Annotated in this window: 21 protein-coding genes; 9 read left to right on the top strand and 12 right to left on the bottom strand. The window is 67.2% G+C overall.

Annotated elements, in window-relative coordinates:
- Positions 1 to 56: 56 nt before the first annotated feature.
- Entirely contained in the window at positions 57 to 950 is an 894-nt protein-coding gene (locus AC5P8D_RS15910; protein ID WP_010482782.1) for a DnaJ C-terminal domain-containing protein, read from the bottom strand.
- 261 nt (positions 951 to 1,211) lie between these two features.
- Here AC5P8D_RS15910 and AC5P8D_RS15905 point away from each other — a divergent pair, with 261 nt between their 5' ends.
- Together AC5P8D_RS15905 and AC5P8D_RS15900 are read left to right on the top strand one after the other, a co-directional pair.
- On the top strand, positions 1,212 to 1,694 hold the full coding sequence (locus tag AC5P8D_RS15905) for a peroxiredoxin (RefSeq protein WP_049410392.1): 483 nt from the start codon (positions 1,212 to 1,214) through the stop codon (positions 1,692 to 1,694).
- Between the two features lie 29 nt (positions 1,695 to 1,723).
- Positions 1,724 to 2,299, top strand: a complete 576-nt coding sequence (locus tag AC5P8D_RS15900; protein WP_010482780.1) for a ferritin-like domain-containing protein — start codon at positions 1,724 to 1,726, stop codon at positions 2,297 to 2,299.
- A 154-nt stretch (positions 2,300 to 2,453) separates the two neighbouring features.
- Here AC5P8D_RS15900 and pbpC read toward each other — a convergent pair whose 3' ends face one another.
- The 9 genes from pbpC to prpB form a co-directional block, all read right to left on the bottom strand.
- Complete coding sequence (pbpC, locus tag AC5P8D_RS15895; protein WP_495203477.1) at positions 2,454 to 4,835, bottom strand: penicillin-binding protein 1C; 2,382 nt, start codon at positions 4,833 to 4,835, stop codon at positions 2,454 to 2,456.
- A 49-nt stretch (positions 4,836 to 4,884) separates the two neighbouring features.
- Entirely contained in the window at positions 4,885 to 9,792 is a 4,908-nt protein-coding gene (locus AC5P8D_RS15890; protein ID WP_495203476.1) for an alpha-2-macroglobulin family protein, read from the bottom strand.
- Between the two features lie 157 nt (positions 9,793 to 9,949).
- Positions 9,950 to 11,410, bottom strand: coding sequence for a bifunctional 2-methylcitrate dehydratase/aconitate hydratase (locus AC5P8D_RS15885; RefSeq protein ID WP_414614499.1), 1,461 nt, complete (start codon positions 11,408 to 11,410; stop codon positions 9,950 to 9,952).
- Between the two features lie 124 nt (positions 11,411 to 11,534).
- The gene (prpF, locus tag AC5P8D_RS15880; protein WP_414614500.1) at positions 11,535 to 12,713 is read right to left on the bottom strand and encodes a 2-methylaconitate cis-trans isomerase PrpF; all 1,179 of its coding nucleotides are present in this window, start codon (positions 12,711 to 12,713) and stop codon (positions 11,535 to 11,537) included.
- Between the two features lie 23 nt (positions 12,714 to 12,736).
- Positions 12,737 to 13,063, bottom strand: a complete 327-nt coding sequence (locus AC5P8D_RS15875) for a type II toxin-antitoxin system RelE/ParE family toxin (protein ID WP_262102851.1) — start codon at positions 13,061 to 13,063, stop codon at positions 12,737 to 12,739.
- Complete coding sequence (locus tag AC5P8D_RS15870) at positions 13,050 to 13,307, bottom strand: type II toxin-antitoxin system ParD family antitoxin (protein WP_071306232.1); 258 nt, start codon at positions 13,305 to 13,307, stop codon at positions 13,050 to 13,052. Before AC5P8D_RS15870 ends, AC5P8D_RS15875 begins: the two co-directional genes overlap by 14 nt.
- A 100-nt stretch (positions 13,308 to 13,407) precedes the next feature.
- On the bottom strand, positions 13,408 to 16,026 hold the full coding sequence (acnD, locus tag AC5P8D_RS15865) for a Fe/S-dependent 2-methylisocitrate dehydratase AcnD (protein WP_495203475.1): 2,619 nt from the start codon (positions 16,024 to 16,026) through the stop codon (positions 13,408 to 13,410).
- A gap of 97 nt (positions 16,027 to 16,123) precedes the next feature.
- Positions 16,124 to 17,281 (bottom strand): bifunctional 2-methylcitrate synthase/citrate synthase, encoded by a 1,158-nt coding sequence (prpC, locus tag AC5P8D_RS15860; protein WP_010482770.1) that lies wholly within the window; start codon positions 17,279 to 17,281, stop codon positions 16,124 to 16,126.
- Positions 17,282 to 17,317: 36 nt separating this feature from the next.
- The gene (prpB, locus tag AC5P8D_RS15855) at positions 17,318 to 18,211 is read right to left on the bottom strand and encodes a methylisocitrate lyase (RefSeq protein ID WP_197646569.1); all 894 of its coding nucleotides are present in this window, start codon (positions 18,209 to 18,211) and stop codon (positions 17,318 to 17,320) included.
- A 154-nt stretch (positions 18,212 to 18,365) separates the two neighbouring features.
- On the opposite strand from prpB, the gene prpR reads away from it, so the two are divergent.
- Positions 18,366 to 19,949 carry a propionate catabolism operon regulatory protein PrpR gene (gene prpR / locus AC5P8D_RS15850; RefSeq protein WP_495203474.1) on the top strand — a complete coding sequence of 528 codons (1,584 nt, stop codon included), beginning with the start codon at positions 18,366 to 18,368 and terminating at the stop codon, positions 19,947 to 19,949.
- Between the two features lie 84 nt (positions 19,950 to 20,033).
- Here the strand turns inward: prpR and pdxH are convergent, their stop codons facing one another.
- Entirely contained in the window at positions 20,034 to 20,633 is a 600-nt protein-coding gene (pdxH, locus tag AC5P8D_RS15845; protein WP_329761135.1) for a pyridoxamine 5'-phosphate oxidase, read from the bottom strand.
- Positions 20,634 to 20,673: 40 nt separating this feature from the next.
- Here pdxH and AC5P8D_RS15840 point away from each other — a divergent pair, with 40 nt between their 5' ends.
- Positions 20,674 to 21,501, top strand: coding sequence for a kinase (locus AC5P8D_RS15840; RefSeq protein WP_329761134.1), 828 nt, complete (start codon positions 20,674 to 20,676; stop codon positions 21,499 to 21,501).
- Positions 21,502 to 21,507: 6 nt separating this feature from the next.
- Here AC5P8D_RS15840 and AC5P8D_RS15835 read toward each other — a convergent pair whose 3' ends face one another.
- On the bottom strand, positions 21,508 to 21,711 hold the full coding sequence (locus tag AC5P8D_RS15835) for a dodecin family protein (protein ID WP_005410663.1): 204 nt from the start codon (positions 21,709 to 21,711) through the stop codon (positions 21,508 to 21,510).
- A gap of 98 nt (positions 21,712 to 21,809) precedes the next feature.
- Here AC5P8D_RS15835 and AC5P8D_RS15830 point away from each other — a divergent pair, with 98 nt between their 5' ends.
- The 5 genes from AC5P8D_RS15830 (at position 21,810) to mdtD (ending at position 26,432) form a co-directional block, all read left to right on the top strand.
- The gene (locus AC5P8D_RS15830) at positions 21,810 to 22,352 is read left to right on the top strand and encodes a shikimate kinase (protein ID WP_010482764.1); all 543 of its coding nucleotides are present in this window, start codon (positions 21,810 to 21,812) and stop codon (positions 22,350 to 22,352) included.
- The gene (aroB, locus tag AC5P8D_RS15825; RefSeq protein ID WP_478420708.1) at positions 22,349 to 23,461 is read left to right on the top strand and encodes a 3-dehydroquinate synthase; all 1,113 of its coding nucleotides are present in this window, start codon (positions 22,349 to 22,351) and stop codon (positions 23,459 to 23,461) included. The genes AC5P8D_RS15830 and aroB overlap by 4 nt, the downstream gene beginning before the upstream one ends.
- A 120-nt stretch (positions 23,462 to 23,581) precedes the next feature.
- Complete coding sequence (locus AC5P8D_RS15820) at positions 23,582 to 23,821, top strand: WGR domain-containing protein (RefSeq protein ID WP_019336384.1); 240 nt, start codon at positions 23,582 to 23,584, stop codon at positions 23,819 to 23,821.
- Between the two features lie 26 nt (positions 23,822 to 23,847).
- Positions 23,848 to 24,930, top strand: a complete 1,083-nt coding sequence (gene hemE, locus AC5P8D_RS15815; RefSeq protein WP_019336385.1) for a uroporphyrinogen decarboxylase — start codon at positions 23,848 to 23,850, stop codon at positions 24,928 to 24,930.
- Between the two features lie 92 nt (positions 24,931 to 25,022).
- Complete coding sequence (gene mdtD, locus AC5P8D_RS15810) at positions 25,023 to 26,432, top strand: multidrug transporter subunit MdtD (RefSeq protein WP_010482759.1); 1,410 nt, start codon at positions 25,023 to 25,025, stop codon at positions 26,430 to 26,432.
- Positions 26,433 to 26,649: the final 217 nt, after the last annotated feature.

Raw genomic sequence — 26,649 nt, 5'->3', positions numbered from 1 at the left:
CGCCTTGAACGGCCGAAAGGCGTGTGGACCGAGGTCCACACCCATCAGAATCGATCTCAGATCGTTTCGCCAAACGCCTTGGCCAGGTTCCGATAGGCCTTCTTCTGCGCCTCGTCGGTCGCAGCCGGGGCCACGATCTCGATTTCGACGATCTGGTCGCCGTCCGGGCTGCCGGGAAGGCCACGGCCACGCAGGCGCAGCTTGCGCCCGGCATCGGAATCGGCCGGAATCTTCAGCTCCACCGCACCGCCCAGGGTCGGCACGCTGATGCTGGTCCCCAACGCGGCCTGCCACGGTGTGACCGGCAGCGTATAGAGGATGTTGCGGCCATCGACCTCGAACTGCGGGTGCGCGGCGTATTCCACTTCCAGCAGCAGGTTGCCGCCATGGTTGCCCTGCCCTGCCAGGCGGATCACCTGGCCCGGGCGGATGCCCTTGGGCACGCGCACGTCCAGCTGCTTGCCGTTGACGGTGATGCGCAGGCTGTCACCGTTGTAGGCCGCCTCCAGCGGTACCGACAGCTTGGCGCGGGTATCGCGATTGGGCGCATGGCCCTGGCTGCTGAAGCCCGGCCCCGGACCAGCGCCGCCACCGCCACGCTGGCGCGCGAACAGGCTTTCGAAGAAGTCGCTGAAGCCGCCGTTGGGGCCGCCGCCGCCGAACACTTCCTCGAAATTGAACCCCCCGGCGCCGCCGTAGTTCGGCGGCACGTTGAACTCCTCGCCCGGGCGATAGCCCTGCGCGCGCAGCTGGTCATAGGCCGCCCGCTTTTCGGGGTCGCGCAGCGCCTCATAGGCCTCGTTGACCGCCTTGAACTTGTCTTCGGCCCCGGCCTCCTTGCTGACGTCCGGGTGGTACTTGCGTGCCAGCCGGCGGTAGGCGGTCTTGATCTCCGCCTCGCCCGCGCTCGGTTCCACCCCCAGGGTGGCGTAGTAATCCTTGAATTCCATCCAGCTACCTCGATTCGCTTCGGCCGCGCCGGTGGCGCCGCCCCGGGTTCATTCTACGCGCCGGCGATGCTACGCCGGGCCTCGTGCGGCGCCGGTGAGGCCGACTGATCCTGCGCAATGCGGCTGCCATCCCCATGCCCCACGCTGTGGCTGGAAGCCCCTGCCGCAAAGCCCGAAGATGGGGCCTGCACGCAGGTTTTCCAATGTCTTGACGCCCCTGTCCCATCCGGCCCACTAGCCTGCCCCAGCAAGGAGTTCCCCATGACCATCCATGTCGGCGACCGCATTCCGGAAGTGACCCTCAAGCGCATCCGCGAGGGCATCGAAACACTCGATACGCATTCGCTGTTCGATGCGCGCAAGGTGGTGCTGTTCGCCGTGCCCGGCGCGTTCACCCCGACCTGCTCGGCGCGCCACCTGCCCGGCTACGTCGAAAAATTCCAGGACTTCCGCCAGCGCGGCATCGACGTCTACTGCATGGCCGTCAACGACCCGTTCGTGATGAAGGCCTGGGCCGCCGACCAGAGCGTGCCCGACGGCCTGCTGATGCTGTCCGACGGCAACGCCGAACTGACTCGCGCGCTCGGCCTGGAGCTCGATGCCAGCGCCTCGGGCATGGGCATCCGCTCGCGCCGTTTCGCCCTGTACGTGGTCGATGGCGTGGTGCGTGCGGTCTGGGTCGAACAGCCGGGCCAGTTCGAAGTCTCTTCAGCCGAGTACGTGCTGGAGCACCTGCCCACCTGATCTTCCACCGCAAGAGGAAACGGCCAGCCATGTCCAGCAAGCCAGCCAAAGCCACAAAGCCTGCCGCAAAGGTTCCCGGCATCAGCGACCGCAAGACCCTGCGCGAACGCGCCCGGCGCAACATCGAAGATGGTGCGATCACCGACAGCTACAATGCCGACCGCGAGGCAGTGATCAAGCTGCTCAACGACGCGTTGGCCACCGAGTACGTGTGCGTGCTGCGCTACTACCGGCACTTTTTCATGGCCAAGGGCATGCTGGCCGACGCGGTCAAGGCCGAGTTCCTGGAGCACGCACAGCAGGAGCAGGCACACGCCGGCAAGCTGGCCGAGCGCATCGTCCAGCTCGGCGGCGAGCCCGATTTCAACCCGGATACGCTGACCGCGCGCTCGCACGCCGAGTACAAGGAAGGCAGCGACCTGCGCGACATGGTGCGCGAGAACCTGGTGGCCGAACGCATTGCCATCGACAGCTACCGCGAAATGATCAACTTCATCGGCGACCGCGACACCACCACCAAGCGCATCCTCGAAGAGATCCTGGCGCAGGAAGAGGAACACGCCGACGAGTTTGCCGACCTGCTGGACGGGTGGATCGGAGAATAGCGGTTACGCCACGGGCTCGCGGCCATCTACGGTGTTGTAGAGCCGAGCCCATGCTCGGCTTACCGCTGCATGCACGTCGAAGGAGCAGCCGAGCATGGGCTCGGCTCTACAACAGCGTGGCAGTCATACGGGAAGTGCCAACCAAGGTTGGCACCTACCGGAGGACGTTGAACCGTACCTGGGTCCACGCGCCATCTGCCGCCAGCGCGGTCAGGGTGTGTGCTCCCGGATCGGCGAACTCGCGCTGCATCAACTGCGCGCCGTGGGTCTGCGCAATCCAGCGTCCATCCAGCAACCAGTCCACCGCCTGCTCGCTGCCCAGCGCGCGCAGCTGCAGGCGTACGCCATGTTCGGCGTTGGGTGCACGCGCCAGTGCTGCGCCATCATTGAGGCCATCGATGTGCAACGCGACACTGGCCTCACGCCCATCGTCGCGGCAGTCAGGCGATAGCGCTGGCAATTGCGAGGCCTCGCGCGTGGCCTTGGACAACCACGGCGACAACAGCGCCGGCCAGCGAGCGATCTCACGCGCGACTTCCTCATGCGGCAAACGGCAATCAGCGGAGACACGCAGACCGGTCCGCGCATCGGCCAGGTAGCGCTGCCGCCCCGGCTGCCAGCGCCGCGCCTCGCGCTCGGGGAAGGTCGGTGGTGCTGCACCGTCCAGCAGGTAGGCCTGCATCCTGCGCTGGCAGAGCGCAGCTGGCAGTCCCTCGGCACGTTCGCCGGTCGGCCAGCAGATGTCTTCCTGGCTGACACTGGCCGACATTGGCGCAGCAGCGGAATCGCCACGCTGGCGCGGCAGGCTGTCCACCACTTCGAACATCAGCGGCAGTGCGGTAACCGCACCATACTGGCCCGGCAACGGCGTGCCGTCTGGTCGCCCCACCCACACGCCCACTGTGTAGTGACGGGTACTGCCGATGGCCCACGCATCGCGGTACCCGTAACTGGTGCCGGTCTTCCACGCCACACGCGGGCGGCCACCGACATCGAACGTCCCGACGCCATAGCCCGGCCGCGGATTCGATTCCAGCATCTCGCGGACGATCCAGCTTGCGCCGGGCGAAGCGAGGCGCCGCTCGATCATTGGCTCATCGTCGGTGTAACGCACGCGCCCGGCGATGCCATTGCGGTTGAGCGCGGCGAACGCGCCGACCAGGTCTTCCAACCGCGCGCCGGTGCCGCCCAGGATCAGTGACAGGTTGGGCGTGCTGCCCGGCGGGAAGCGCAACTGGATGCCGGCGTGCGAAAGCCGCGCAGCAAAGCGCGCCGCGCCCACCCGCTGCAGCAGGTCCACCGAGGGCACGTTGAGCGACAGGCGCAACGCACTGGAAGCGCCGATCGGACCGTTGAAGGCCATGTCGAAGTTGCCGGGACGGTAGCTGCCGAAACTCTGCGGCGCATCGACCAGCAGGCTCTCCGAATGGATCAGACCATCGTCCAGCGCCATCGCATACAGGAACGGCTTGAGCGTGGACCCCGGCGAGCGCCAGGCCTGCACCATGTCGACGTGACCCAGCCGCTGGCGGTCGCCGAAGGCCAGCGTGCCGACATAGGCACGCGCCTGAAGGGTCTGGTTGTCGACCACCAGCAGCGCGGCCGAGGTGCGTTCGGGCAGCGTCGAGAAATAGCTGGCCACGCGTTCCTCCAGCGTGCGCTGCAGCCCAATGTCGATACTGCTCTGGATGCGTGCCTGCCCCGGATGCGCCGAATGCAGTCGCTGCGCCAGCAACGCGGCGTGCAGCGGCGGTCGCAGCGAGCGTGCCACCACGTTCTCGATGCGCGCGTCGTCCACCTCTTCCGGTGTCCACGCGCCCAGTTCGGCCATGCGTGACAGCACCTTGTCGCGCGCTTTCTGCGCCGCTTCCGGATGACGGTCCGGGCGCAGCCGGCTCGGCGCCTGCGGCAGCACCGCCAGCAGCGCGGCCTCGGCATGCGACAGCTGCGCCGCCGGCTTGCCCAGGTAGGCCCAGCTGGCCGCTTCCACGCCTTCAATGGTGCCGCCGTACGGCGCGCGCTCCAGATACAGGGCCAGGATCTGCCGCTTGCTCAGGTGCACTTCCAGCTGCACCGCGCGCAGCATCTGCTTGAGCTTGCCCCACGGCGTGCGCGTATGCGGGTCGAGGATGCGCGCGACCTGCATGGTCAGGGTCGAGCCACCGGACACGATGCGGCCGCCGCGCAGCAGCTGGCCGCCTGCCCGCAGGATCGCCAGCGGATTGATGCCCGGATGGTTCCAGAACCAGCGGTCTTCGTAGGTCAGCAGCGCCTGCAGGTACAGCGGCGACACGCTGTCGATCGAGGCCGGATAGCGCCACACGCCCTCGGCATCGGCAAAGGCACGCAGCGGCGTGCCGTCGGCGGCCACCACCAGGGTGCTGGTATCGCGCTGCTTCGGTAGCGGCGGAGGGAAGGCGAAATCCAGCACCAGCAGCAGCGCCAGCGTGACGGCCGTGCCCCAGCGCAACCACGGCCACAGCGGCCGCAGCCGGCGGCGCAGGGCCGCCAGCCGGGTCTTCATTGCGTCTTTCATTGCGAATTGCCATCAGGACGGGCCGCGCCGTCGCGGCCCGTCCGCGCGGTCACGGCTGTACCACCGTGATCGTGGTCGGGTTGCTGCGGCCGACGCCACGCAGCTGCGGCCGGTACATGTCCTCCACCAGCGGCGGCGGCACCGAGTAGGTTCCCGGGGTCACCGCGCGCACCAGGTAGAACACGTTGGCCTTGCTGCCACGCGAGAGCTTCAGCGCAGCCACGTAACGGTCGTCGCGGAACTCCTCGTGCTTGGTATCGGCGGCTTCACCACGATCGCTGATGGTGATGCCATCGACCACCACGTCGGCCCACTGCTTGGCGTCGCCCAGGTTGAAGTTCTCGATCTCCAGGCCGGCCGGCAACAGGTCGGTCAGCAGTGCATCGGGCATGGTGGTGTCGGCAGTGACGGTGACGCGCACGATCAGCGCTTCGCCTTCCTTCAGCGGGCGCGGCGTCCACGGCTTGCCATCGGTACCGTAGTAGCTGCGCTCGACGCCCAGCACGCTGTTGTCCGGCGCCGGTGCGCTGCGCGGGATGCCGGCCACGTCGATGCTGGCGAACATCGGCGGCTGGCCCTGCGGGGTGAAGCGCACGCCGCTGGCCAGTTCGCTGGCGCTGAAGTTGCGGCCGAACAGCTTGCGCTCACTGATCGCCTCGGTGCTGCCACCGATCACCAGCTCACCGGCCACCAGCGCCTTCTGATTGGCAGCCAGCGCCTTGCCGAGGCGGGCAATCGCCACCTGTTCCTGCGTGCTCAGCCACATCCAGCCGGCATTTCGGCGCGCATCCAGGCCACGGCCGAGATCGACCGCACGCGCATCCCAGGCTGGCTTGGCCAGCTTGTTCTCGTGCGTCAGCGCGATCATCAGCGCGTCATCGCGGATCGCGCTGCCGTAGTCGCCGAAGTACGACGGACGTTCGCTGCTGGACTTGGCGAAGGCCGCAGCCAGTGCCGCCTGGCCGCGCTTGGCATCGCCCTGCAGCGACAGCGCCACACCCAGATGGACCAGCGACAGGCCACCGACCGCCTTGCTGCGCTCGTTGTCGTACAGCGTGCGCAGGGTACCCAGCGGCGCACGGTTGACCCGTGCCAGCACGTAGCCCGAATACGCCTGGTTGGCGAACTTCAGCTTCTCGCGGTCGTCCTGGCCGTAGAACTGGTTGCCGCCGGACAGCAGATCCTCGCTCAGGCGGTTGAGCGCCTTCTGCAGCACGTTGTCGGGCACCGCGAAGCCGGCGTCCTTGGCATCGAGCAGGAACTCGGTGATGTACGGGGTCAGCCACGGGTTCACGTAGCCGTCGTCACCCCACATCGAGAAGTTGCCATTGGCCACCTGCATCGACGCCAGGCGACCGAACGCGCCTTCCATGCGCTCGCGGCGCGACTTGGCATCCAGCCCGTCAGCACCGAGCATCGACGACGTCGCCTGGTCCAGGATCAGCGCAGCGTAGCCCTTGCTGGTGGTCTGCTCGGCGCAGCCGTACGGGTAGTTCAGCGCGCCCTGCAGTGCGCTGGCGAACGGGATCGGCGGCAGCGGGCTGACCAGCAGGCGGGCATTCACCGACTCGGACATCAGGCCCTCGGTCAGGCTGTTGTCGAGGCTGACCGCGGCCAGCGGATCCAGCGTGCGCACCTGCGAACGCAGCACCTGCGGCCACGCCGCGCGTACCGGCAGATCGTAGCGGCGGTCGGCCTTGAAGCCATTGCCATCCACGCGCACGCGCACCTTGGCCACGCTGTGGCCCTCGCGTGCGGACAACGGGAAGCTCAACGTGGTCTTGGCATCGGCATTCAACTGCACGCTGCGGCTGCCCTCGCCCAGGTTCAGCGGGCCCTCGCTTTCCACCTTCACGTTGAACTGGCCCGGCTTGCCGGTGAAGTTCTGCACGTCCAGGGTCACGGTGCTGCGGTCGCCCGGGGCCAGCACGCGCGGCATGCTGGCTTCGGCCAGGATCGGCGCGCGCACAATGGTTTCCACGTCACGCTTGCCGTACTGGTCATCGCTGTAGACCAGCGCCGACACGCGCAGGGTGCCGTTGAAGTCCGGCACCTTCAGGCGGATGCGGGCATTGCCCTTGGCATCCAGCTGCACCGGGCCGGAGAACAGGTCCACGGTCTGCACGCGCGCGGTCGGGCGCTTGGCCTGCGGCAACGCCTGCAGCGCCATGTCGCCACCGAACTTCAGCTTGCCGCTGCTGCCGTCGAAGCTCTCGATCACCCGGCTGTAGATGTCGTAGGCATCGATGCCGAGGCGACGCTGGGCGAAGAAGTGCGCACCGGCGTCGGGCACCGGGAAGCGGGTGATGTTGAGGATGCCCACGTCCACCGCCGAGACGGTGACATGCGCCGTCTTGCCGGCCAGCTGCGGCGCGCTGACCGTCACCGGCAGGTCCTGCTCCGGGCGCATCTGCTTGGGCGCGACCAGGCCGACGGCCACGGTGCGACCCTTGCGGTCCATCGGCACGTGCACCACACCCACGGCGCGGGCCGGGGTGATCTTGCTCGGCGCACTGCCGCCACGGAACACCAGCGCGGTGATGTAGACGTCGTGGCGTTCCCAGTCGGCGGTGACCGGAATCTTGAAGGTCGACCCCGGCTTGGCGTCGATGTCCTGCACGTACAGCATGCGGTCGGTCTCGACCATCAGGATGCCCTTGCCGGCGTGCGGCGGGGTCACCGTCACCTCGAGCGTGTCGCCTGCCTTGTAGCCGGTCTTGTCCAGGCCCAGCTTGATCTTGTCAGGGCGCGCGTCCAGGCCACGGTTGTCATCACCCCAGCTCCAGCCCGCACGGAAGGGATAACGGCTGGTCAGGCCGGTGGTCGGATCGAACACGTCCACCCGGTACTCGCCCCACTCTACCGGGAAATCAAAGGCGACCGCGCTGCTGCTGGCATCGACGGTGCGCGTTTCCTTGTTCTCGAAACGGCGGGTGAAGTCGTAGTCCCAGCGGTTGTCGTTGAAGGTCCAGTGGTAATCGCGCAGCTCGCGCACCAGGGTGATCTTCAGACCCTTGGCCGGCTGTGGCTTGCCCGCCGCGTCCACGCGCATCAGCTCGAAGCGCGCATTGCCGTTGGCATCGGCGCCGTCTTTGGGGTTGAACAGCGGGCGCACGCCCACCAGCGCATTGGCCGGCCACATCACCCGCTTCAGGGTACGGGTGACGGTGCGGCCGCCGGTCTCGTACAGGCTGCCGGACAGCACCACGGCAATCGGTGCCTTGGCCTTGGCCGCCTCCTCCGGCAACGCCACGTCCTCGCGCAGCTGGCCATTGGCCGGCAGCGTGGTGTCGATCACGTCCTTGGCTTCGCGCGGCAGCTGCAGGGTCGGGTCACCGAAGAAGTAGCCCGGCAGGCCCTCCACCGGCTGCTGCTCGGCCGCCACTGCCATGCGCGCGGTGAAGCGGTTGCCATCGGCCGGCGCACCATACAGGTAGGCACCATTGGCCTGCAGGCGCAGGTCCTCACCCGGCTTCAGCGTCTTCTGCGCGCTGTCCAGGTCCAGCTTCATGCGCTCGGGCAGGAACTCCTCGATGCGCAGGGTCATGCCCTGGATCGCTTCCTTGCTGGCCGGGTCTGTGCGGAACTCGACCTGCCAGCGCCCGGTCGGCGCCTCGGCGGGGATCACCTGCTCGAAGTTGATGTAGCCCTGGTCGCCCGGCTGCAGGCGCGTCTCGCGGAAGGTCTTGCCGTCGGGCTGCTTCAGGCGCAGGAACACCGGTTGCGCCTTGACCGGCTTGCCGTCGTTGTCACGCAGCAGTGCGGACAGGCGCACGGTCTCGCCCGGGCGGTACAGGTCGCGTCCGGACCAGGCATAGACATCGAACCAGGCGTTGTCACGGCCGGCCACGGCGAATTCGCTCAGGTCCAGCGCCGGTTGGTTGAACGGCAGGAAGCTGGTGTCCTTGCCGGTGCTGGCGACCAGCACGTGGGTGGCATCCAGGGTGTAGTTCAGCAGCGCATTGCCATTGCCGTCGGTGCTGCCTTTCAGCACCACCTCGCCCTTGGCATCGAGAACCCGCAGGTCGATGCCCTTCAGCGGTGCGCCGTCCTTGAGGCCGGCGGTGTGCACGAACAGCTTGTCCTTGTAGGCGCGGGTATGCAGGCCGATGTCGCTGACCGAGAAGAACGCGGTATCGAACTCGCCCTCGTAGTCGCCGGTCCGCTTGAGCAGGGCGAAGTACAGGCCCGGCTCCTGCAGTTCCTTGATGTCCTGGGTCGGCAGGTAGGTCAGCACCCGCTCGTTCTTCTTGCCGCCCAGGATGAAGCGGTTGACGTAGACCGGCTCGGCCAGCTTGTTGATCGGGCTGCGCTCGTAGTCGCTGCTCAGCTCCCAGCTGCCACGGCGGCCGCCGCGCTGGTACTGGCTGAAGAAGGTTGGCAGGTCCTTCTCGCGCACGCGCAGGAACTCGACATCGACCTCCGGCACGTTCACCGACACCACCGGCAGGCCACGGCTGTCCTTGGCCGGCAGCACGCTGCCCTGCGAAGCGAAGCCGACCACCGGCTTCAGCTCGCCGCTGAACACCTTCTGCTTCAGTTCCTTGCCCAGGCGGCTGCCATCGGCGGCCAGCAGGTCCGGCGAGACCACCAGGCTGAACTCCTTGCCGGCCTCGACGAACGGGTAACGCAGGGTCAGGCCGTCATCGGACAGCGTCCAGCTGCTGTCGTCGGTGCCGACCTTTTCCTCGAAGCGCACCAGTTTGTCGAAATCCTGGGTGCCGACGAGCGGGCGCGAGAACTCCAGCGCCAGCGACAAGCCGTCATTCTTCTGGTCCGGGTAGGCACGCAGCAGGGTGAACTCCTTCACCTGCTCGGCCTTGGTGGTGATGGCTTCACCGCTGGCCTTGGGCAGCTGCCCGCTGTCGTTGCGGCAGCCCGCCAGACCCAGCAACAGGCCTCCTGCCAGTACCGCCGCCGCCCATCCCCACCGCTTCCGCCGTGCCGGACCGCTCATGTCGTCACTCCTTGATCGAGGTGGCCATTATAGGCAGGCTGCGTCAAGGTGTTGACGCCCCGGCGGTCGGAAACCCGGTCCCGCCCGGGACCCGGTAGCCGTCAACCTTGGTTGGCGCCCCCCATGCCAACCAAGGTTGGCATCTACCAGAGCGGCCTCACCCCGGCAGGTACAGGTCCACGTAGTCGGTTACCGGCATCGCCGCCAGCGCCACCGGGTCCAGCGATGCGGCCAGGATGCGCTGCTGCTGCACGGTCGGGAAGCGATGGGCCAGGTGCCGGCGGAACTTGTCCATCAGCAGCGGAATGCCTTCCTCGCGGCGTCGGGCGTGGCCGAGCGGGTATTCCACCAGTACCTCCGGCAATTCGCTGCCGTCGGTAAAGCGCACGCTCAGGCCGTTGGCGATGCTGCGCTTGTCCGGATCCAGATAATCCGCGCTGAGCTGCGGGTCTTCATGGCAGGCCATCTTCGCGCGCAGCGCATCAATGCGCGGATCGGCGGCAACGTCGTCCTCGTAATCCTCGGCCACCAGCCGCCCGTGCAGCAACGCGATGGCGACCATGTACTGCACGCAGTGATCGCGGTCGGCCGGGTTATGCAACGGCCCCTGCTTGTCGATGATGCGGATGCAGGCTTCCTGGGTGCGGATGGCAATGTGCGCGATGTCCTCGGCCCGCCGTCCCATCGCGCGCAGCTGCTGGTGCAGCGTGACCGCCGCCTCCACTGCGGTCTGGCCGTGGAACTCGGCCGGGTAACTGATCTTGAACAGCACGTTCTCCATCACATAGCTGCCCAGCGGTCGCCCCAGCGCCAGTGCCTGACCGTGCATGGATACAGCCTCGAAGCCCCAGGTCGGCGCGCTCAGCACGCTGGGGTAGCCCATCTCGCCGCTGGCTGCCATCAGCGCCAGACGCACGCCACGACTGGTCGCATCGCCAGCGGCCCAGCTCTTGCGCGAGCCGGTATTGGGCGCGTGCCGGTAGGTTCGCAGCGCCTGGCCATCAACCCAGGCCAGCGACACTGCATTGAGCATGCGTTCGCGGTCCAGGCCGAGCAGCTGCGCGACCACGGCGGTGGTGGCCACCTTGACCAGCACCACATGGTCCAGCCCGACGCGGTTGAAGGAATTCTGCAGGGCCAGTACGCCCTGGATCTCGTGCGCCTTGATCATCGCCAGCAGCACGTCGTGCACGGTCGGCGGCGGACGACGCAGGGCCTGCGCGTTGCGCCCCAGCCAATCAAGGACGGCAAGGATGCCGCCCAGGTTGTCCGATGGATGGCCCCATTCGGCGGCCAGCCAGGTGTCGTTGAAATCGAGCCAGCGCACCATTGCGCCGATGTTGAAGGCGGCCTGCACCGGGTCCAGCACGTAGTGCGTGCCCGGTACGCGCGCGCCGTTGACCACGCTGATGCCCGGAACCAGTGGGCCGAGCAGTTTGCTGCAGGCCGGGAAGGATAGCGCTTCCAGGCCGCAGCCCAGCGTATCAAGCAGGCAGTGATGCGCGGTCTGGAACGCCAGCGGTGAGTCGATGCGGGCGTCACGCACGTAATCGACGATATCCACCAGCAGCGCATCCCACGCTGCACGCTCGTTGGATGGGGTGTGGTTGTCGGACATCGTCGATCTCCTCGTTGCGGTGCGCAGTTGCCCGCGCACCATGCCAACCAAGGTTGGCATCTACCAAAGCAATCGGTCTCTGCGGCCCGGTAGTCGCCAACCCTGGTTGGCGTTTACCAGTACATCATTCGGCCGGCACCCGCACCTTGCCTTCCATCAGCACACGGGCGCTGCGGCTCATGATGGCCTTGGTCACTGTCCACTGGCCGTCAACGAGACCAGCCTGTGCGCCCACGCGCAGCGTGCCGGAGGGATGACCGAAGGTTACTGCTTCACGTTCGCCGCCACCGGCCGCACGATTGACCAGCGTGCCCGGAATCGCCGCTGCGGTACCGATCGCCACGGCGGCGGTCCCCATCATCGCGTGGTGCAGCTTGCCCATCGACAGCGCACGCGCGTGCAGGTCGATCGCCGAAGCCGGAATGGCCTTGCCGCTGGACGACACGTAGTCCTGCGCCGGTGCCACGAAGGCGACCTTCGGTGTGTGCTGGCGGGTCGCCGCGTCTTCCAGGCTCCTGATCAGACCCATGCGCAAGGCGCCGTAGGCGCGGATCTTCTCGAAGCGCTCCAGCGCTCCCTTGTCCTCGTTGATCGCCGGCTGCAGCTCGGTACCGGTGTAGCCCAGGTCGGCGGCGTTGAGGAAGATCGTCGGGATGCCGGCGGTGATCATGGTCACCTCGAAGCTGCCCACGCCCGGCACCTCCAGGGTGTCTACCAGATTGCCAGTCGGGAACATCGCACCCGCGTCGCCATCATCGGACGGATCGATGAATTCGAGCTGGATCTCGGCCGCCGGGAAGGTCACGCCGTCCAGTTCGAAATCGCCGATCTCCTGCACTTCGCCGTCGCGCATCGGCACGTGGGCGATGATGGTCTTGCCGATGTTGGCCTGCCAGATGCGCACGGTGCACAGGCCATCGCGCGGCACGCGGGCGGGATCGATCAGGCCATTGGCAATCGCGAACGGGCCGACCGCGGTGCTGAGGTTGCCGCAGTTGCCGCTCCAATCAACGAAGGCGGTGTCGATCGAGACCTGGCCGTACAGATAGTCCACGTCGTGGTCCGGCACCGAGGCGGTGGAGATGATCACGCACTTGCTTGTGCTGGAGGTGGCGCCGCCCATGCCGTCGGTCTGCTTGCCATACGGATCGGGCGAGCCGATCACGCGCATCAGCAGCGCATCGCGCGCGGGACCCGGCACCTGCGCGGCTTCGGGCAGGTCCTGCAGGCGGAAGAACACGCCCTTGCTGGTGCCACCGCGCATGTAGGTGGCGGGAATGCGGAGTTGGGGGAGGAAGGTCATCGTCGGATCCACGCGTTTGGATTTCAGGAAATGTCTTGCATCAGGGCATCAAGGCCACGATCAACGCACCACACACGCATGACGTCGACGCGGTCCGGCAGATCGAGGTAATAGACGAGATAGCGTTCAAAGGCTGGGACGCGCATGAAGCGCAATGGCGCTGGCAGCTGTGCCGCGAGGTCGGCGTGCCGTGTGGAACCCGAGGCTGGAAACAGCGCGATGCGTTGAAGCGTGGCCTCCAGTTCTTCGAGAAAGCGCTGGCCCAGTGCCAGCCCTCCCTGCCGGGCAAACCACAGCGCGGCATCGGCCGCATCCGCCTCGGCCCTGGGCCTCCACTCAATCGCCTTCACGCTCCATCCTTTCGGTCAGTTCGCGACGCATGCGCTCGAATGTGTCGGCCGTCACCGGCACGGCAGGCCCAGATGCCAAGCCCTCGGCAATCAGCTGCTTGAGCAGATCTTCGGCCTTGCGCCGCTGGCGCTGGCGGATCAGGTCGCGCACGTAGTCGGAGGTGCTGGAATAGCCGCCTTCACGTACTTCCTCGTCCACGAACTGCTTGAGCGGGTCGGTCAGCGAAATGTTCATGGTGGCCATGAAACTCTCCTTTGGCAGTTTTTGCCAAGCCAGTGTGCGCCCCACCCGCGTGTCGGACAAGCCCGCCCCCGGTCTCCAGGAGCAGGCATTCAGCCCGGCATCACGCCACCTTGGCGCCCTCCAGGAAGTCCTGGGCGAAGCGCTGCAGCACGCCGCCGGCTTCGTAGATCGCCACTTCCTCGTCACTGTCCAGGCGGCAGGTGACCGGCACGATCAGGTCCTGGCCGTCGCGGCGGTGGATGACCAGGGTCAGGTCGGCGCGCGGGGTGCGCTCGCCCACCACGTCGAAGGTCTCGGTGCCATCGATGCCCAGGGTCAGGCGGGTGGTGCCCGGCTTGAACTCCAGCGGCAGCACGCCCATGCCGATCAGGTTGGTACGGTGGATGCGTTCGAAGCCCTCGGCCACGATCGCTTCCACGCCGGCCAGGCGCACGCCCTTGGCGGCCCAGTCGCGCGAGCTGCCCTGGCCGTAGTCGGCGCCGGCGATGATGATCAGCGGCTGCTTGCGGTCCATGTAGGTCTCGATCGCTTCCCACATGCGCATCACCTTGCCTTCCGGCTCCACGCGCGCCAGCGAGCCCTGCTTCACGCTACCGTCGTCGTTGCGCACCATCTCGTTGAACAGCTTCGGATTGGCGAACGTGGCGCGCTGCGCGGTCAGGTGGTCGCCGCGGTGGGTGGCGTAGGAATTGAAGTCTTCTTCCGGCAGGCCCATCTTCGCCAGGTATTCGCCGGCGGCGCTGGAGGCCATGATCGCGTTGGACGGCGACAGGTGGTCGGTGGTGATGTTGTCCGGCAGCACCGCCAGCGCACGCATGCCCGCCAGCGTGCGCTCACCGGCCAGTGCGCCCTCCCAGTACGGCGGGCGGCGGATGTAGGTGCTCTGCGGCCGCCAGTCGTACAGCGGGCTGACCGCCGCGCCATGCTCCACGCGCACGTTGAACATCGGGTTGTAGACCCTGCGGAACTGCTCGGGCTTCACCGAAGCCTTCACCACCGCGTCGATCTCGGCGTCGCTCGGCCAGATGTCCTTCAGGCGCACCTCGTTGCCGTCGGCATCCACGCCCAGCACGTCCTTCTCGATATCAAAGCGGACGGTGCCGGCGATGGCATAGGCGATCACCAGCGGGGGCGAGGCCAGGAAGGCCTGCTTGGCGTATGGATGGATGCGGCCATCGAAGTTGCGGTTGCCCGACAGCACGGCCGTGGCGTACAGGTCACGGTCGATGATTTCCTGCTGGATCTTCGGGTCCAGCGCGCCGCTCATGCCATTGCAGGTCGTGCAGGCGAAGGCGACGATGCCGAAACCGAGCTGCTCCAGGTCCGGCAGCAGGCCGGACTCTTCCAGGTACAGCTGCACCGCCTTCGAGCCCGGCGCCAGCGACGACTTCACCCACGGCTTGCGCTGCAGGCCACGCGCGTTGGCGTTGCGCGCCAGCAGCGCGGCTGCGATCACGTTGCGCGGGTTGGAGGTGTTGGTGCAGCTGGTGATGGCGGCGATGATCACCGCGCCATCGGGCATCAGGCCCTGCGCCTGCTCGGCCTTGCCGGCTTCCAGCTTGGCTTCATCAGCAATGCCACGCTCGGCCAGCTCGGCGGTGGCCACGCGCTTGTGCGGGTTGGACGGGCCCGCCATGTTGCGCACCACGCTGGACAGGTCGAAGCGCAGCACGCGCTCGTACTGCGCGGTCGCCAGATCGTCGGCCCACAGGCCGGTGGTGCGTGCGTAGTTCTCCACCAGCGCCACCTGCGAATCCTCGCGGCCAGTCAGGCGCAGGTAATCGGTGGTCTGTGCGTCGATGTAGAACATCGCGGCGGTGGCACCGTATTCGGGGCACATGTTGGAGATGGTGGCGCGGTCACCGATGGTCAGTGCCGCAGCACCCTCGCCGAAGAATTCAAGCCAGGCTCCGACCACGCGCTCCTTGCGCAGGAGCTCGGTCAGGGCCAGCACCACGTCGGTGGCGGTGATGCCCGGCTGCGGGCGGCCACTCAGTTCGACACCGACGGTGTCGGGCAGGCGCATCCACGAGGCGCGGCCAAGCATCACGTTCTCTGCTTCCAGGCCGCCAACACCAATCGCGATCACGCCCAGTGCGTCCACGTGCGGGGTGTGGCTGTCGGTGCCCACGCAGGTATCCGGGAAGGCCACGCCGTCCTGCACGTAGACCACCGGCGACATCTTCTCCAGGTTGATCTGGTGCATGATGCCGTTGCCTGGCGGAATCACGTCCACGTTCTCGAAGGCCAGCTTGGTCCAGTCGATGAAGTGGAAACGGTCTTCATTGCGACGATCTTCGATCGCGCGGTTCTTCTCGAACGCCTGCGGATCGAAACCGCCACACTCCACCGCCAGCGAGTGATCGACGATCAGCTGCACCGGCACCACCGGATTCACCTTGGCCGGGTCACCGCCCTTGTCGGCGATCGCATCGCGCAGGCCGGCCAGGTCGACCAGCGCGGTCTGGCCGAGGATGTCGTGGCAGACCACGCGCGCCGGGAACCACGGGAAGTCGAGGTCGCGACGGCGCTCGATCAGCTGCTTCAGCGAATCGCCGAGCGTGGCCGGATCGCAGCGGCGCACCAGGTTCTCGGCCAGCACGCGCGAGGTGTACGGCAGGGTGGCGTAGGCGCCGGGCTGGATTGCATCGACAGCGGCGCGCGCGTCGAAATAATCCAGCGCGCTGCCGGGGAGGTTCTTGCGGTAATCGGTATTCATGGGCTGGCGGAATGCTTGAGGCGGGCCGGGTGCCGGCGGTGCGGCGGCGAAAGCATCCGGCCGGCACGCAGCCGGCCGGATGGGTACAGCAGGTGGATCAGACGCGCTTGTCGATGGCGACGAAGTCGCGGTCTTCCGGACCGATGTAGTTGGCGCTCGGGCGGATGATCTTGCCGTCGATGCGCTGCTCGACGATGTGCGCGCTCCAGCCGGCGGTGCGGGCGATCACGAACAGCGGAGTGAACATCGCGGTCGGCACGCCCATCATGTGGTAGCTGACGGCGCTGAACCAGTCCAGGTTCGGAAACATCTTCTTGATGTCCCACATCACCGATTCCAGGCGCTCGGCGATGTCGTACATCTTCATGCTCGACTGCTCTTCGGACAGCTCGCGGGCCACGTCCTTGATCACCTTGTTGCGCGGATCGGAGACGGTGTAGACCGGGTGGCCGAAACCAATCACCACTTCCTTGCGCTCGACGCGGGCCTTGATGTCCTCCTCAGCCTCATCGGGGGTGTCGTAGCGCTTCTGCACTTCGAACGCCACTTCGTTGGCGCCGCCGTGCTTCGGGCCGCGCAGGGCACCAATGCCACCGCAGATCGCGCTGTACATGTCGCTGCCGGTACCGGCGATGACGCGACACGTGAAGGTCGAGGCGTTGAACTCGTGTTCCGCGTACAGGATCAGCGAGGTGTGCATCGCCTTCACCCACGATTCCTGCGGCTTCTCGCCGTGCAGCAGGTGCAGGAAGTGCCCACCGATCGAGTCGTCATCGGTTTCCACATCGATGGCGCGGCCGTTATGGCTCCAGTGGTACCAGTACAGCAGCATCGAACCGAGGCAGGCCATCAGCTTGTCGGCGATGTCGCGCGCACCCGGATGGTTGTGGTCGTCCTTCTCCGGCGCCACGCAGCCGAGCACGGACACGCCGGTGCGCATCACGTCCATCGGGTGTGCCGACGGCGGCAACTCTTCCAGCGCCGCCTTCACCGCCGCCGGGATGCCACGCAGCGACTTCAGCTTGGCCTTGTACGAAACCAGCTCGGCGCGGGTCGGCAGCTTGCCGTGCACAAGCAGGTAGGCAATTTCCTCGAACTCGCTGGTGTTGGCCAGGTCCAGGATGTCGTAGCCACGGTAGTGCAGGTCATTGCCGCTACGGCCCACGCTGCACAGCGCGGTGTTGCCGGCAGCGGTGCCGGACAGGGCGACGGACTTCTTCGGCTTGAAGGTCGGGGTTGCGGTCGTATCGTTCATGTTTTCCCTCCGAAAACTGATGGTGCAGGGTACTGCTTATTTCTTGGCGGCGAACAGTGCATCGAGCTGCTGCTCGAACGCGTGGTAGCCGATGCGGTCGTAGAGTTCTTCGCGGGTCTGCATGGTCTCCACCACGTTGCGCTGATGACCATCGCGGCGCACCGCCTGGTAGACGTTCTCGGCGGCCTTGTTGGCGGCGCGGAAAGCCGACAGCGGGAACAGCTGGATGGCAACACCGGCCGACGCCAGTTCATCGCGACTGAACAGCGGGGTGGCGCCGAACTCGGTGATGTTGGCCAGCACCGGCACCTTCACCGCGTCGACGAAGCGGCGGTAGGTCTCCAGGTCGTAGGCGGCCTCGGCAAAGATGCCATCGGCACCGGCCTCGACGCAGGCGATGGCGCGCTCGATGGCCTTGTCCACGCCGTCCACCTGGATGGCGTCGGTGCGCGCGATCAGGAAGAATTCCGGATCGGTCTTGGCATCGGCAGCCGCCTTCACGCGGTCGACCATTTCACCCTGCGAGACGATCTCCTTGCCCGGACGGTGACCGCAGCGCTTGGCGCCAACCTGGTCCTCGATGTGGCAGGCGGCCGCGCCGGCCTTGATCAGCGACTTCACGGTGCGCGCGATGTTGAACGCGCTCGGGCCGAAGCCGGTATCGATGTCGACCATCAGCGGCAGGTCGCAGACATCGGTGATGCGGCGCACGTCCACCAGCACGTCTTCCAGGGTATTGATGCCCAGGTCAGGCAGGCCCAGCGAGCCGGCGGCCACACCGCCACCGGACAGGTAGATGGCACGGAAACCGGCGCGCTTGGCCAGCAGAGCGTGGTTGGCGTTGATCGCGCCGATCACCTGCAACGGCGATTCGGCAGCCAGCGCCTCACGGAAGCGGGCACCGGCGGAGAAAGGGGCGGAAGCGGTCATGCGGCAATCCAGGTTGAGGTACGGAAAAGAAAGCGCAAGCACCATGCCAAGCTGCAAGCCGTTGATTTCACGGGCATGACCGCCATGCAGGGGTGAAACAAATGAAACATTGAAACAGATGTATCATGAAACACCCCGTCCCACGCACGCCGCCATGTACCTGCCCCGCTCGCCCCTGCGCCACGCCGACGCCGACCCCGGTCGCCCGGTGATCTGGACCGTCAGCGTTTCGCGGCTGACCGGCCTGCTCGGCGACGTCATTCCGGAGTTCGACCGCCGCGCGCGCATCGAGCAGATCAATCTCGGCTTCGAGGAAGCCGTCGAGGTGATCGGCCAGCGCCTGCGCCGTGAGCATTGCGACGTGGTGATCGCCGGTGGCTCCAATGCCGCCTGGCTGCGCAGCCGGCTGGAGCTGCCGCTGGTGCCGATCCAGGCCAACGGCTTCGATCTGATGGAGGCGCTGGCGCGTGCACGCCGCATCGCCAGCCGCATCGGCCTGGTCACCCATGCCAGCGACGTACCGGTGTTCAGCAACTTCCAGCAGAGTTTCGGCCTGGACATCGAACACCGCCGATTCGTCACCCGCGAAGACGCGCGCGATTGCATTGCAGACCTGCGCGCCAATGGCATCGAGGTGATCGTCGGCACCGGCATGGCCATCGACCACGCCGAACAGGCCGGCCTGCCCGGCGTTCTGTTGTACTCGGCCGACTCGGTGCGGCAGGCGTTCGAACATGCGCTGGAACTGACCCAGACGCTGGCCCGCTCCAGTGGCAACCGATCCACCCCACGCCGGCGCCCGGCAGTACGTGCCGACGCGCATGAACTGCTCGGAGACAGCGATGCGATGGCACAGGTACGCGCACAGATTGCGCTCTATGCACCGCACGACAGCACCGTGCTGGTCAGTGGCGAAACCGGCACCGGCAAGGAACTGGTCGCGCGCCAGCTGCACGCCGCCAGCGGCCGGCGGGGTCGCTTCGTCGCGCTGAACTGCGGCGCGATCAGCGAATCGCTGCTGGAAGCGGAGTTGTTCGGCTACAGCGATGGCGCTTTCACCGGTGCACGTCGTGGCGGCCGCGTCGGCCTGGTCGAGGCCGCCGATGGCGGCACCCTGTTCCTGGATGAGATCGGCGAACTGCCACTGCCACTGCAGACCCGCCTGCTGCGTGTACTTGAAGAACGTGAGGTACTGCGTGTCGGCGCAACCGAACCGACCCCGGTCGACCTGCGCGTGGTGGCCGCCACCCTGCAATCGCTGGAGCAGCGCGCGGCAGCGGGCAGCTTCCGCCGCGATCTTTATTACCGACTGGCCGCACTACGCATTGCCCTGCCCTCGCTGCGTGCCCGGCGCGGTGACATCCCGTTGCTGGCGCAGCACTTCTTCCGCCAGCTGCGTGGCATCGACGCGCCACTGGATGAGGATGCACTGGCGGTGCTGACCACGGCCGAGTGGCCCGGCAACGTGCGCGAACTACGCAATCTGGTGGATCGCCTGCGCATCCACTGGCAGCCGGCTGAAGGGCCTATTGATGCTTCGCGACTGCTGCAGCTTGCGCCCGAGCTGGCAAGCGAAGGCGCGACGGCACTGCCGCTGGAAAGTAACGGCAAACGCCCGCCGCGTGCGCAGCTGGAAGCATTGCTGCAGGAACATCGCAATGACCGCGAGGGCATGGCACAGGCGCTGGGCGTATCACGCACCACGCTATGGCGCTGGCTGCGCGCGGAGGGTCTGTAGAGCCGAGCCCATGCTCGGCGGCTTCTGCAGGGACAACAGCCGAGCATGGGCTCGGCTCTACCGCAGCCCCGGCACCGCCCCGACTTACGGATACAGCAGGCGCTTGCTCCAGCGCCCTTCGGCACCGGCTTCATAGCACCAGCGTTCGTGCAGGCGGAACTGCGCGCCGTACCAGAACTCGATGCGGTCGGGCACCACGCGCAGGCCGCTCCAACCCTCCGGGCGCGGCACGTCCTTGCCTTCGAAGCGGGCTTCGATCCCGGCAACGCGGGCATCGAACTCCTCACGCGTCGCCAGCGTCTTCGACTGCTGCGAGGCCCAGGCGCCGATCTGGCTCATGCGCGGACGGCTGGAGAAATAGGCATCGGCTTCGGCGTCGGCCACCTGCTCCACGCGCCCCTCGATGCGCACCTGGATGCCGGCCTCGCGCAGGCTGCGCCACAGGAACAACAGCGCCGCCTGCGGATTGGCCTGCAGTTCCTGGCCCTTGTGACTGTCCAGATGGGTGTAGAACACGAAGCCGCGCTCATCGAACGCCTTCAGCAGCACGGTGCGTGCCGAGGGACGGCCCTGCGTATCGGCGGTGGCCACGGTCATCGCATTCGGCTCGACCTCGCGGCTCTGCTTGGCCTCTTCGAACAGGCCGGCAAACGTGGACAGGGCTTCGGCGTACAGGTCGCTCATGATTGCGTTCTTCTCACACGGATTGGGCTATTGTGGCTGCATGGCCGCTGCTGCGTATATGCCCCAGGTGAAAGGATTCCCCGAAACATTGGCCGAACAGGTGCTGGACGATGCACTGGGCAGCGGCGCAGCAGTTCCAGTATTGGCGATCAGCGGCCTGCAGGGGAGCGGCAAATCGACGCTGGCCGCGCAGGTGGTGGCCCGCGCCCAGGCGCGCGGCCTGAACGCAGCCACGCTGTCGATCGATGATGTCTACCTGACCCGTGCACAGCGCCAACGGCTGGCCCGCCAGGTGCACCCACTGCTGATCACCCGCGGCCCGCCTGGCACCCATGACCTGCCGCTGGCCCACGCGGTACTGGATGCAGTGGCCGCACGCCAGCCCTTCGCGATGCCGCGCTTCGACAAGCTGGCCGATGAACGCCTGCCCGAAGCGCAATGGTCGCAGCTGCAACAACCGCTGGACCTGCTGGTGTTCGAAGGCTGGTTCCTGGGCACGCCTGCGCAGGATGACGACGCGCTGGACAGCCCGTTGAACGCGCTGGAACGCGAGGCCGACGCCGATGGCCGCTGGCGGCGCTGGTGCAACCAGGCGCTGGCCCGCGACTATCCTGCGCTGTGGCAGCGCTGCGACCGCCTGTGGTTCCTGCAGCCACCGGATTTCTTGGTGGTACCACGCTGGCGCTGGCAGCAGGAGCAGAACCTGCAGGCCGCGCAGCCGGGCCGGCACGGCATGAGCCGGCCACAGCTGGAGCGCTTCGTGCAGTATTACGAGCGGGTCAGCCGCCAGGCGCTGCGTGCCCTGCCCGCCCTGGCCGACCACGTGGTGGTGCTGGACGGCCAGCGACAGGTGCAGGACGTGCGCTGAGCGCGCCTATTCCACCAGGAAGGTCACCCGCAGGTTGACCCGCCATTCGGTGATCTCGCCACTGCCATTGGTGACCACCTTGGTCTCGTTCACCCAGGCGCCCTGGATGCCCTTGACCGTCTCGGAGACCTTTTTCAGCCCGCTGCGCACGGCGTCCTCCACGCTTTTCGGCGAGGAGGCGGTGATTTCGATGACCTTGGCGACCGTCATGGCCTGTACTCCGGCTGGCGCGGGAGACCCCGCAGGAACGCCTACCCTGACGTGAAGAACGTAAAGGCCAGGGCACGGAGGTGTTAGCATCAGAGAGCATGAATCCTGCTCCGAACCTGATCCTGATCGGCCCGATGGGCGCCGGCAAAACCTGCATCGGCCGCCGCCTGGCCGAGCGCTTCACGCTGGACTTCGTCGACGTCGACCAGGCCATCGTCGATGCCGCCGGCGCCAGCATCCCGACCATCTTCGAGCACTCCGGCGAAGCCGGCTTCCGCAGCCATGAACGCGAGGCGCTTGCGCGCGTGCTGGAAGGCCGCGGCCAGCTTGTCTCCACCGGTGGCGGCGCGGTGCTGGATCCTGGCAATCGTGCACTGATCGCCCAGCGCGGCTTCGTGGTCTACCTGCGGGTCAGCGTGGCCGCGCAGCTGGAACGCCTGGCCCGCGACAAGGGCCGGCCGCTGCTGCAGCGCCCGGACCGCGAGCAGGTGCTGCACGATCTGGCCGCACACCGCGACCCGCTGTACCGCGAACTGGCCGACCTCACCCTCGATACCGACCCGTATACCGCTGCCGACGCGACCGCCCACCTGGTGGTCAAGCTGGCCACGCAATGGCAGCGCCAGGACCTGACCGCATGACTTCCCCCGCCCTGCTGCAGGTCGCCGTTGGCGGCGACCGCCCTTACACCATCACCATCGGCGCCGGTGCCCAGGCCGACGGCGCTGCGCTGGCCTCGCATGTTCGCGGCCGCCACGTGCTGCTGCTCAGTGACAGCGAAGTGGCCCCACGCTATCTGGACGCCGTGAAGCAGACGCTGTTGGCCGCACGCCCCGACCTGATCGTCGGCGAGCACGTGCTGGCCGCAGGCGAAGCCTCCAAGACCCTGGCCGAGTTCGGCCGTGCGATCGAAGCACTGGCCGCGCTTGGCGCCACCCGCGACGCCTGCGTGTTCGCCCTCGGCGGCGGCGTGGTCGGTGATCTCGCCGGTTTTGCAGCCGCCTGCTGGATGCGCGGCGTGGACTGCGTGCAGCTGCCGACCACGCTGTTGGCGATGGTCGATTCGTCGGTGGGCGGCAAGACCGCGGTCGACATTCCGGCCGGCAAGAACCTGGTCGGCGCCTTCCATCCGCCGCGCGCGGTCATTGCCGATACCCGCGTGCTGGCTACGCTGCCGCCGCGCGAACTGCGTGCCGGCCTGGCCGAAGTGGTGAAGTACGGCGCGCTGGGCGATGCCATGTTCTTCGAATGGCTGCAGCAGCATGCCGATGCGCTGATCGCCGGTGAAGACAACGTGCTTTCCGAAGCCATCGCGCGCAGCTGCCGGCACAAGGCCGCCATCGTCGAGCGCGATCCGTTCGAGAAGGGCGAGCGTGCCCTGCTCAACCTGGGCCACACCTTCGGCCATGCCATCGAGACCGAACAGGGCTACTCGGCCCCGGGCCGCGATGCGCTGAACCACGGCGAGGCCGTGGCGGTGGGCATGGTGCTGGCGGCGAAGCTGTCCACCCACCTGGGCCTGGCCGAGGATGCCGACCGCGCGCGCCTGCAATCGCTTCTGGAGCGCCTTTGCCTGCCGGTGGCGATTCCGGCCGGGCTGGACCCACAGGCCCTGCTCGGCCGCATGCGGCTGGACAAGAAGAACGTGGCCGGCCGCCTGCGCCTGGTGCTGTGGCGCGGCATGGGCCGTGCCGAGGTGGTGCCGGACGTGGATGAGGAGGCGGTGCTGAAGGTGCTGGGCGCGGGCTGACCTTTCCGCGTTCGCCGGGCATGGCCCGGCGCTGACGGATTGTGCTGCGGCATGAAGCGCAGCCGAGCGTGGGCTCGGCTCTACAGGTCCGTGCCGCCCCGGGGCGATACAATCGGCGCCATGCACGTCTACCTGCAACATCCCGACGCCGGTGCGCAGGCACCGCGCTTCCTGCGCCTGAGCCTGCAGCCGGACCTGTTCGGCGGCTGGGAACTGCTGCGCGAAAGCGGCCGCGTCGGTGCCCGCTCGCAGCTGCGGCGCGAGCTGTTCCTGCAGGCCGACGAAGCCCGCCATGCTTTCGAGAAGGCCCGCGATGCCGAACTGCATCGCGGCTTCCAGATTCTTTCGCACGGCGACTGATGCCGCTGCCAACTTTCGTCCAAGGAATGCCCATCGTGACCAGCCCTCTCCGCAATGATCGCCTGCTGCGCGCCCTGCGCCGCGAACCGGTGGACTGCACCCCCGTCTGGCTGATGCGCCAGGCCGGCCGCTACCTGCCGGAGTACCGCGCGACCCGGGCCAAGGCCGGCAGCTTCCTGGCCATGGCCAAGAATCCGGAGATCGCCTGCGAGGTCACCCTGCAGCCGCTGCGCCGCTTCCCCTTGGACGCGGCCATCCTGTTCTCGGACATCCTCACCATTCCCGACGCGATGGGCCTGGAGCTGTACTTCGTCGAAGGCGAAGGCCCGAAGTTCCGCCACCCGGTGCGTGATGAAGCGGCCATCGCCAGGCTGGCCGTGCCGGACATGGAACAGGACCTGGGCTATGTGATGGACGCGGTGCGCCTGATCCGCCGCGAACTGGATGGCCAGGTGCCGTTGATCGGCTTCTCCGGCAGCCCGTGGACGCTGGCCTGCTACATGGTGGAAGGCGGCGGCAGCAAGGACTTTGCGCGCATCAAGGCGATGGCGCTGAACCACCCCCAGGCCCTGCACCGCCTGCTGGAGGTCACCACTGAAGCGGTGATCGCCTACCTCGGCGCGCAGCGTGCGGCTGGTGCGCAGGCGCTGCAGGTGTTCGACACCTGGGGTGGCGTGCTGTCGCCGTCGATGTACCGCGAGTTCTCGCTGCGTTACCTGCAGCGCATTGCCGAGGGCCTGGAGCGTGGCGAAGGCAGCGAGCGCACGCCGCTGATCCTGTTCGGCAAGGGCACCGGCCTGCATCTGGAAGCGCTGTCGCAGACCGGCGCCGATGCGCTGGGCCTGGACTGGACGCTGGACCTGGACGAGGCCATGCGCCGCACCGGTGGCCGCGTTGCCCTGCAGGGCAACCTCGACCCGACCACGCTGTACGCCTCGCCGGATGCGATCGCCGCCGCTGCCGCACGCGTGCTCGACACCTATGCCGCGGGCAACGGTGGTTCGCGCGAGGGCCATGTGTTCAATCTTGGCCACGGCATGTCGCCGGACATGGACCCGGCGCACGTGCAGGTGCTGGTCGACGCTGTGCACGCGCACAGCCAGCGCTGAACCTTGCGCATGCGGTTGCGGCGCGATGTTGATCGCGCCGTGACCCGCAGTGCGCGATCATGGTCTCCCCCACGCTGCACCGGCCGCGCCCCATGTCCACCTCGCCATCGACCTACAACCGCCAGCGCCCCCTGCTGTGGTTGGTTTCGTTGGCGATCTTCATGCAGATGCTGGACTCGACCATCGTCAACACGGCGTTGCCGGCGATGGCCGCCAGCCTGGGCGAAAGCCCGCTGCAGATGCAATCGGTGGTGTTCAGCTATGCGCTGGCGGTGGCTACCTTCATTCCCGCCTCCGGCTGGATCGCTGACCGCTACGGCACCCGCCGCACCTTCCTGGTGGCGATCATCCTGTTCACCCTCGGCTCGCTGGCCTGCGCGCTGGCCCAGCACCTGCACCAGCTGGTCGGTGCGCGCGTGCTGCAGGGCATCGGCGGTGCGATGCTGCTGCCGGTCGGTCGCCTGGCGGTGATGCGTTCGGTGCCGCGCGAGGATTTCCTGCGTGCGATGAGCTTCATCGCCATCCCCGCGCTGGTCGGCCCGTTGATCGGTCCCACGCTGGGTGGCTGGCTGGTCGAGATCGCCTCGTGGCACTGGGTGTTCCTGATCAACCTGCCGATCGGCGTGATCGGTTTCATCGCCGCGATGAAGATCATGCCCGACCACTACGCCAGCCATCGCACCCGCTTCGACCTGCGTGGCTACATCATGCTGGCCTTCGCGATGGTGGTGCTGTCACTGGCGCTGGACGGCATCTCTGGACTCGGCACGCCACATGCGCTGGTGATGCTGATGACCGTGGCCGGCCTGGCTGCGCTGGTGGGCTACTGGCTGCACGCCGCCAACTCCACCGCCCCCTTGTTCTCGCTGGCCCTGTTCCGCGTGCCCAGCTATCGCATCGGTATCCTCGGCAACCTGTTCTCGCGCATCGGCAGCAGCGCCATGCCGATGCTGATCCCGCTGCTGCTGCAGGTCGGCCTGGGCCTGGGCCCGATGAACGCCGGCCTGATGATGGTGCCAGTGGCAGCGGCCGGCATGGTGTCGAAGAAGCTGGCGGTAAAGCTGGTTGAGCGCTACGGCTACCGCCGCGTGCTGATGGTCAACACCGTGCTGGTCGGCCTGGCGATGGCCAGCTTCATCCTGATGACACCGGGCCAGCACCTGGCGTGGCGCCTGCTGCAGCTGGCGTTCTTCGGTGCGGTCAATTCACTGCAGTTCACCGTGATGAACACCGTGACGCTGCGCGACCTGGACCGCGAATTCGCCAGTTCCGGCAACAGCCTGCTGTCGATGGTGATGATGCTCGCCGCTGGTTTCGGTGCCGCCGCTGCGGGCAGCCTGCTGGCCGCGTTCGGCAACCACCTGGACAGCAACAGCGCGACCGCGGCGCTGCATGCGACGTTCCTGTGCGTGGGCGCGATCACGCTGACTTCGACGATGATCTTCTGGCAGCTGCCCGATACCAAGCCGGAGCCACGGCAGGTCGAGCACGTCGCGGAGTGAGGGTGGTTCGGCAGGGCCTGCGGCCCTGCACCTGCAGAGGCTTCAAGCCAAGGCAAAAGCAACAGCAAAAGCAGGCATTCCTTGGGATGGCGGGGCGGTGTGGGCTTGCAGGACACGCCGTAAACCCGTCCATGGGGGCTCGATGGCGCCATCCATGGCGCCAACGGTCCTGCAAGCCCACACCGCCCCACCTCTGACAGATTTTCGCGATCGGGTA

This window comes from Stenotrophomonas sp. YJH_SMC_101-4 (genome assembly GCF_059370395.1).
Note: the sequence above shows the minus strand (reverse complement) of the source record. Positions and strands in the feature narration are given on the sequence as shown.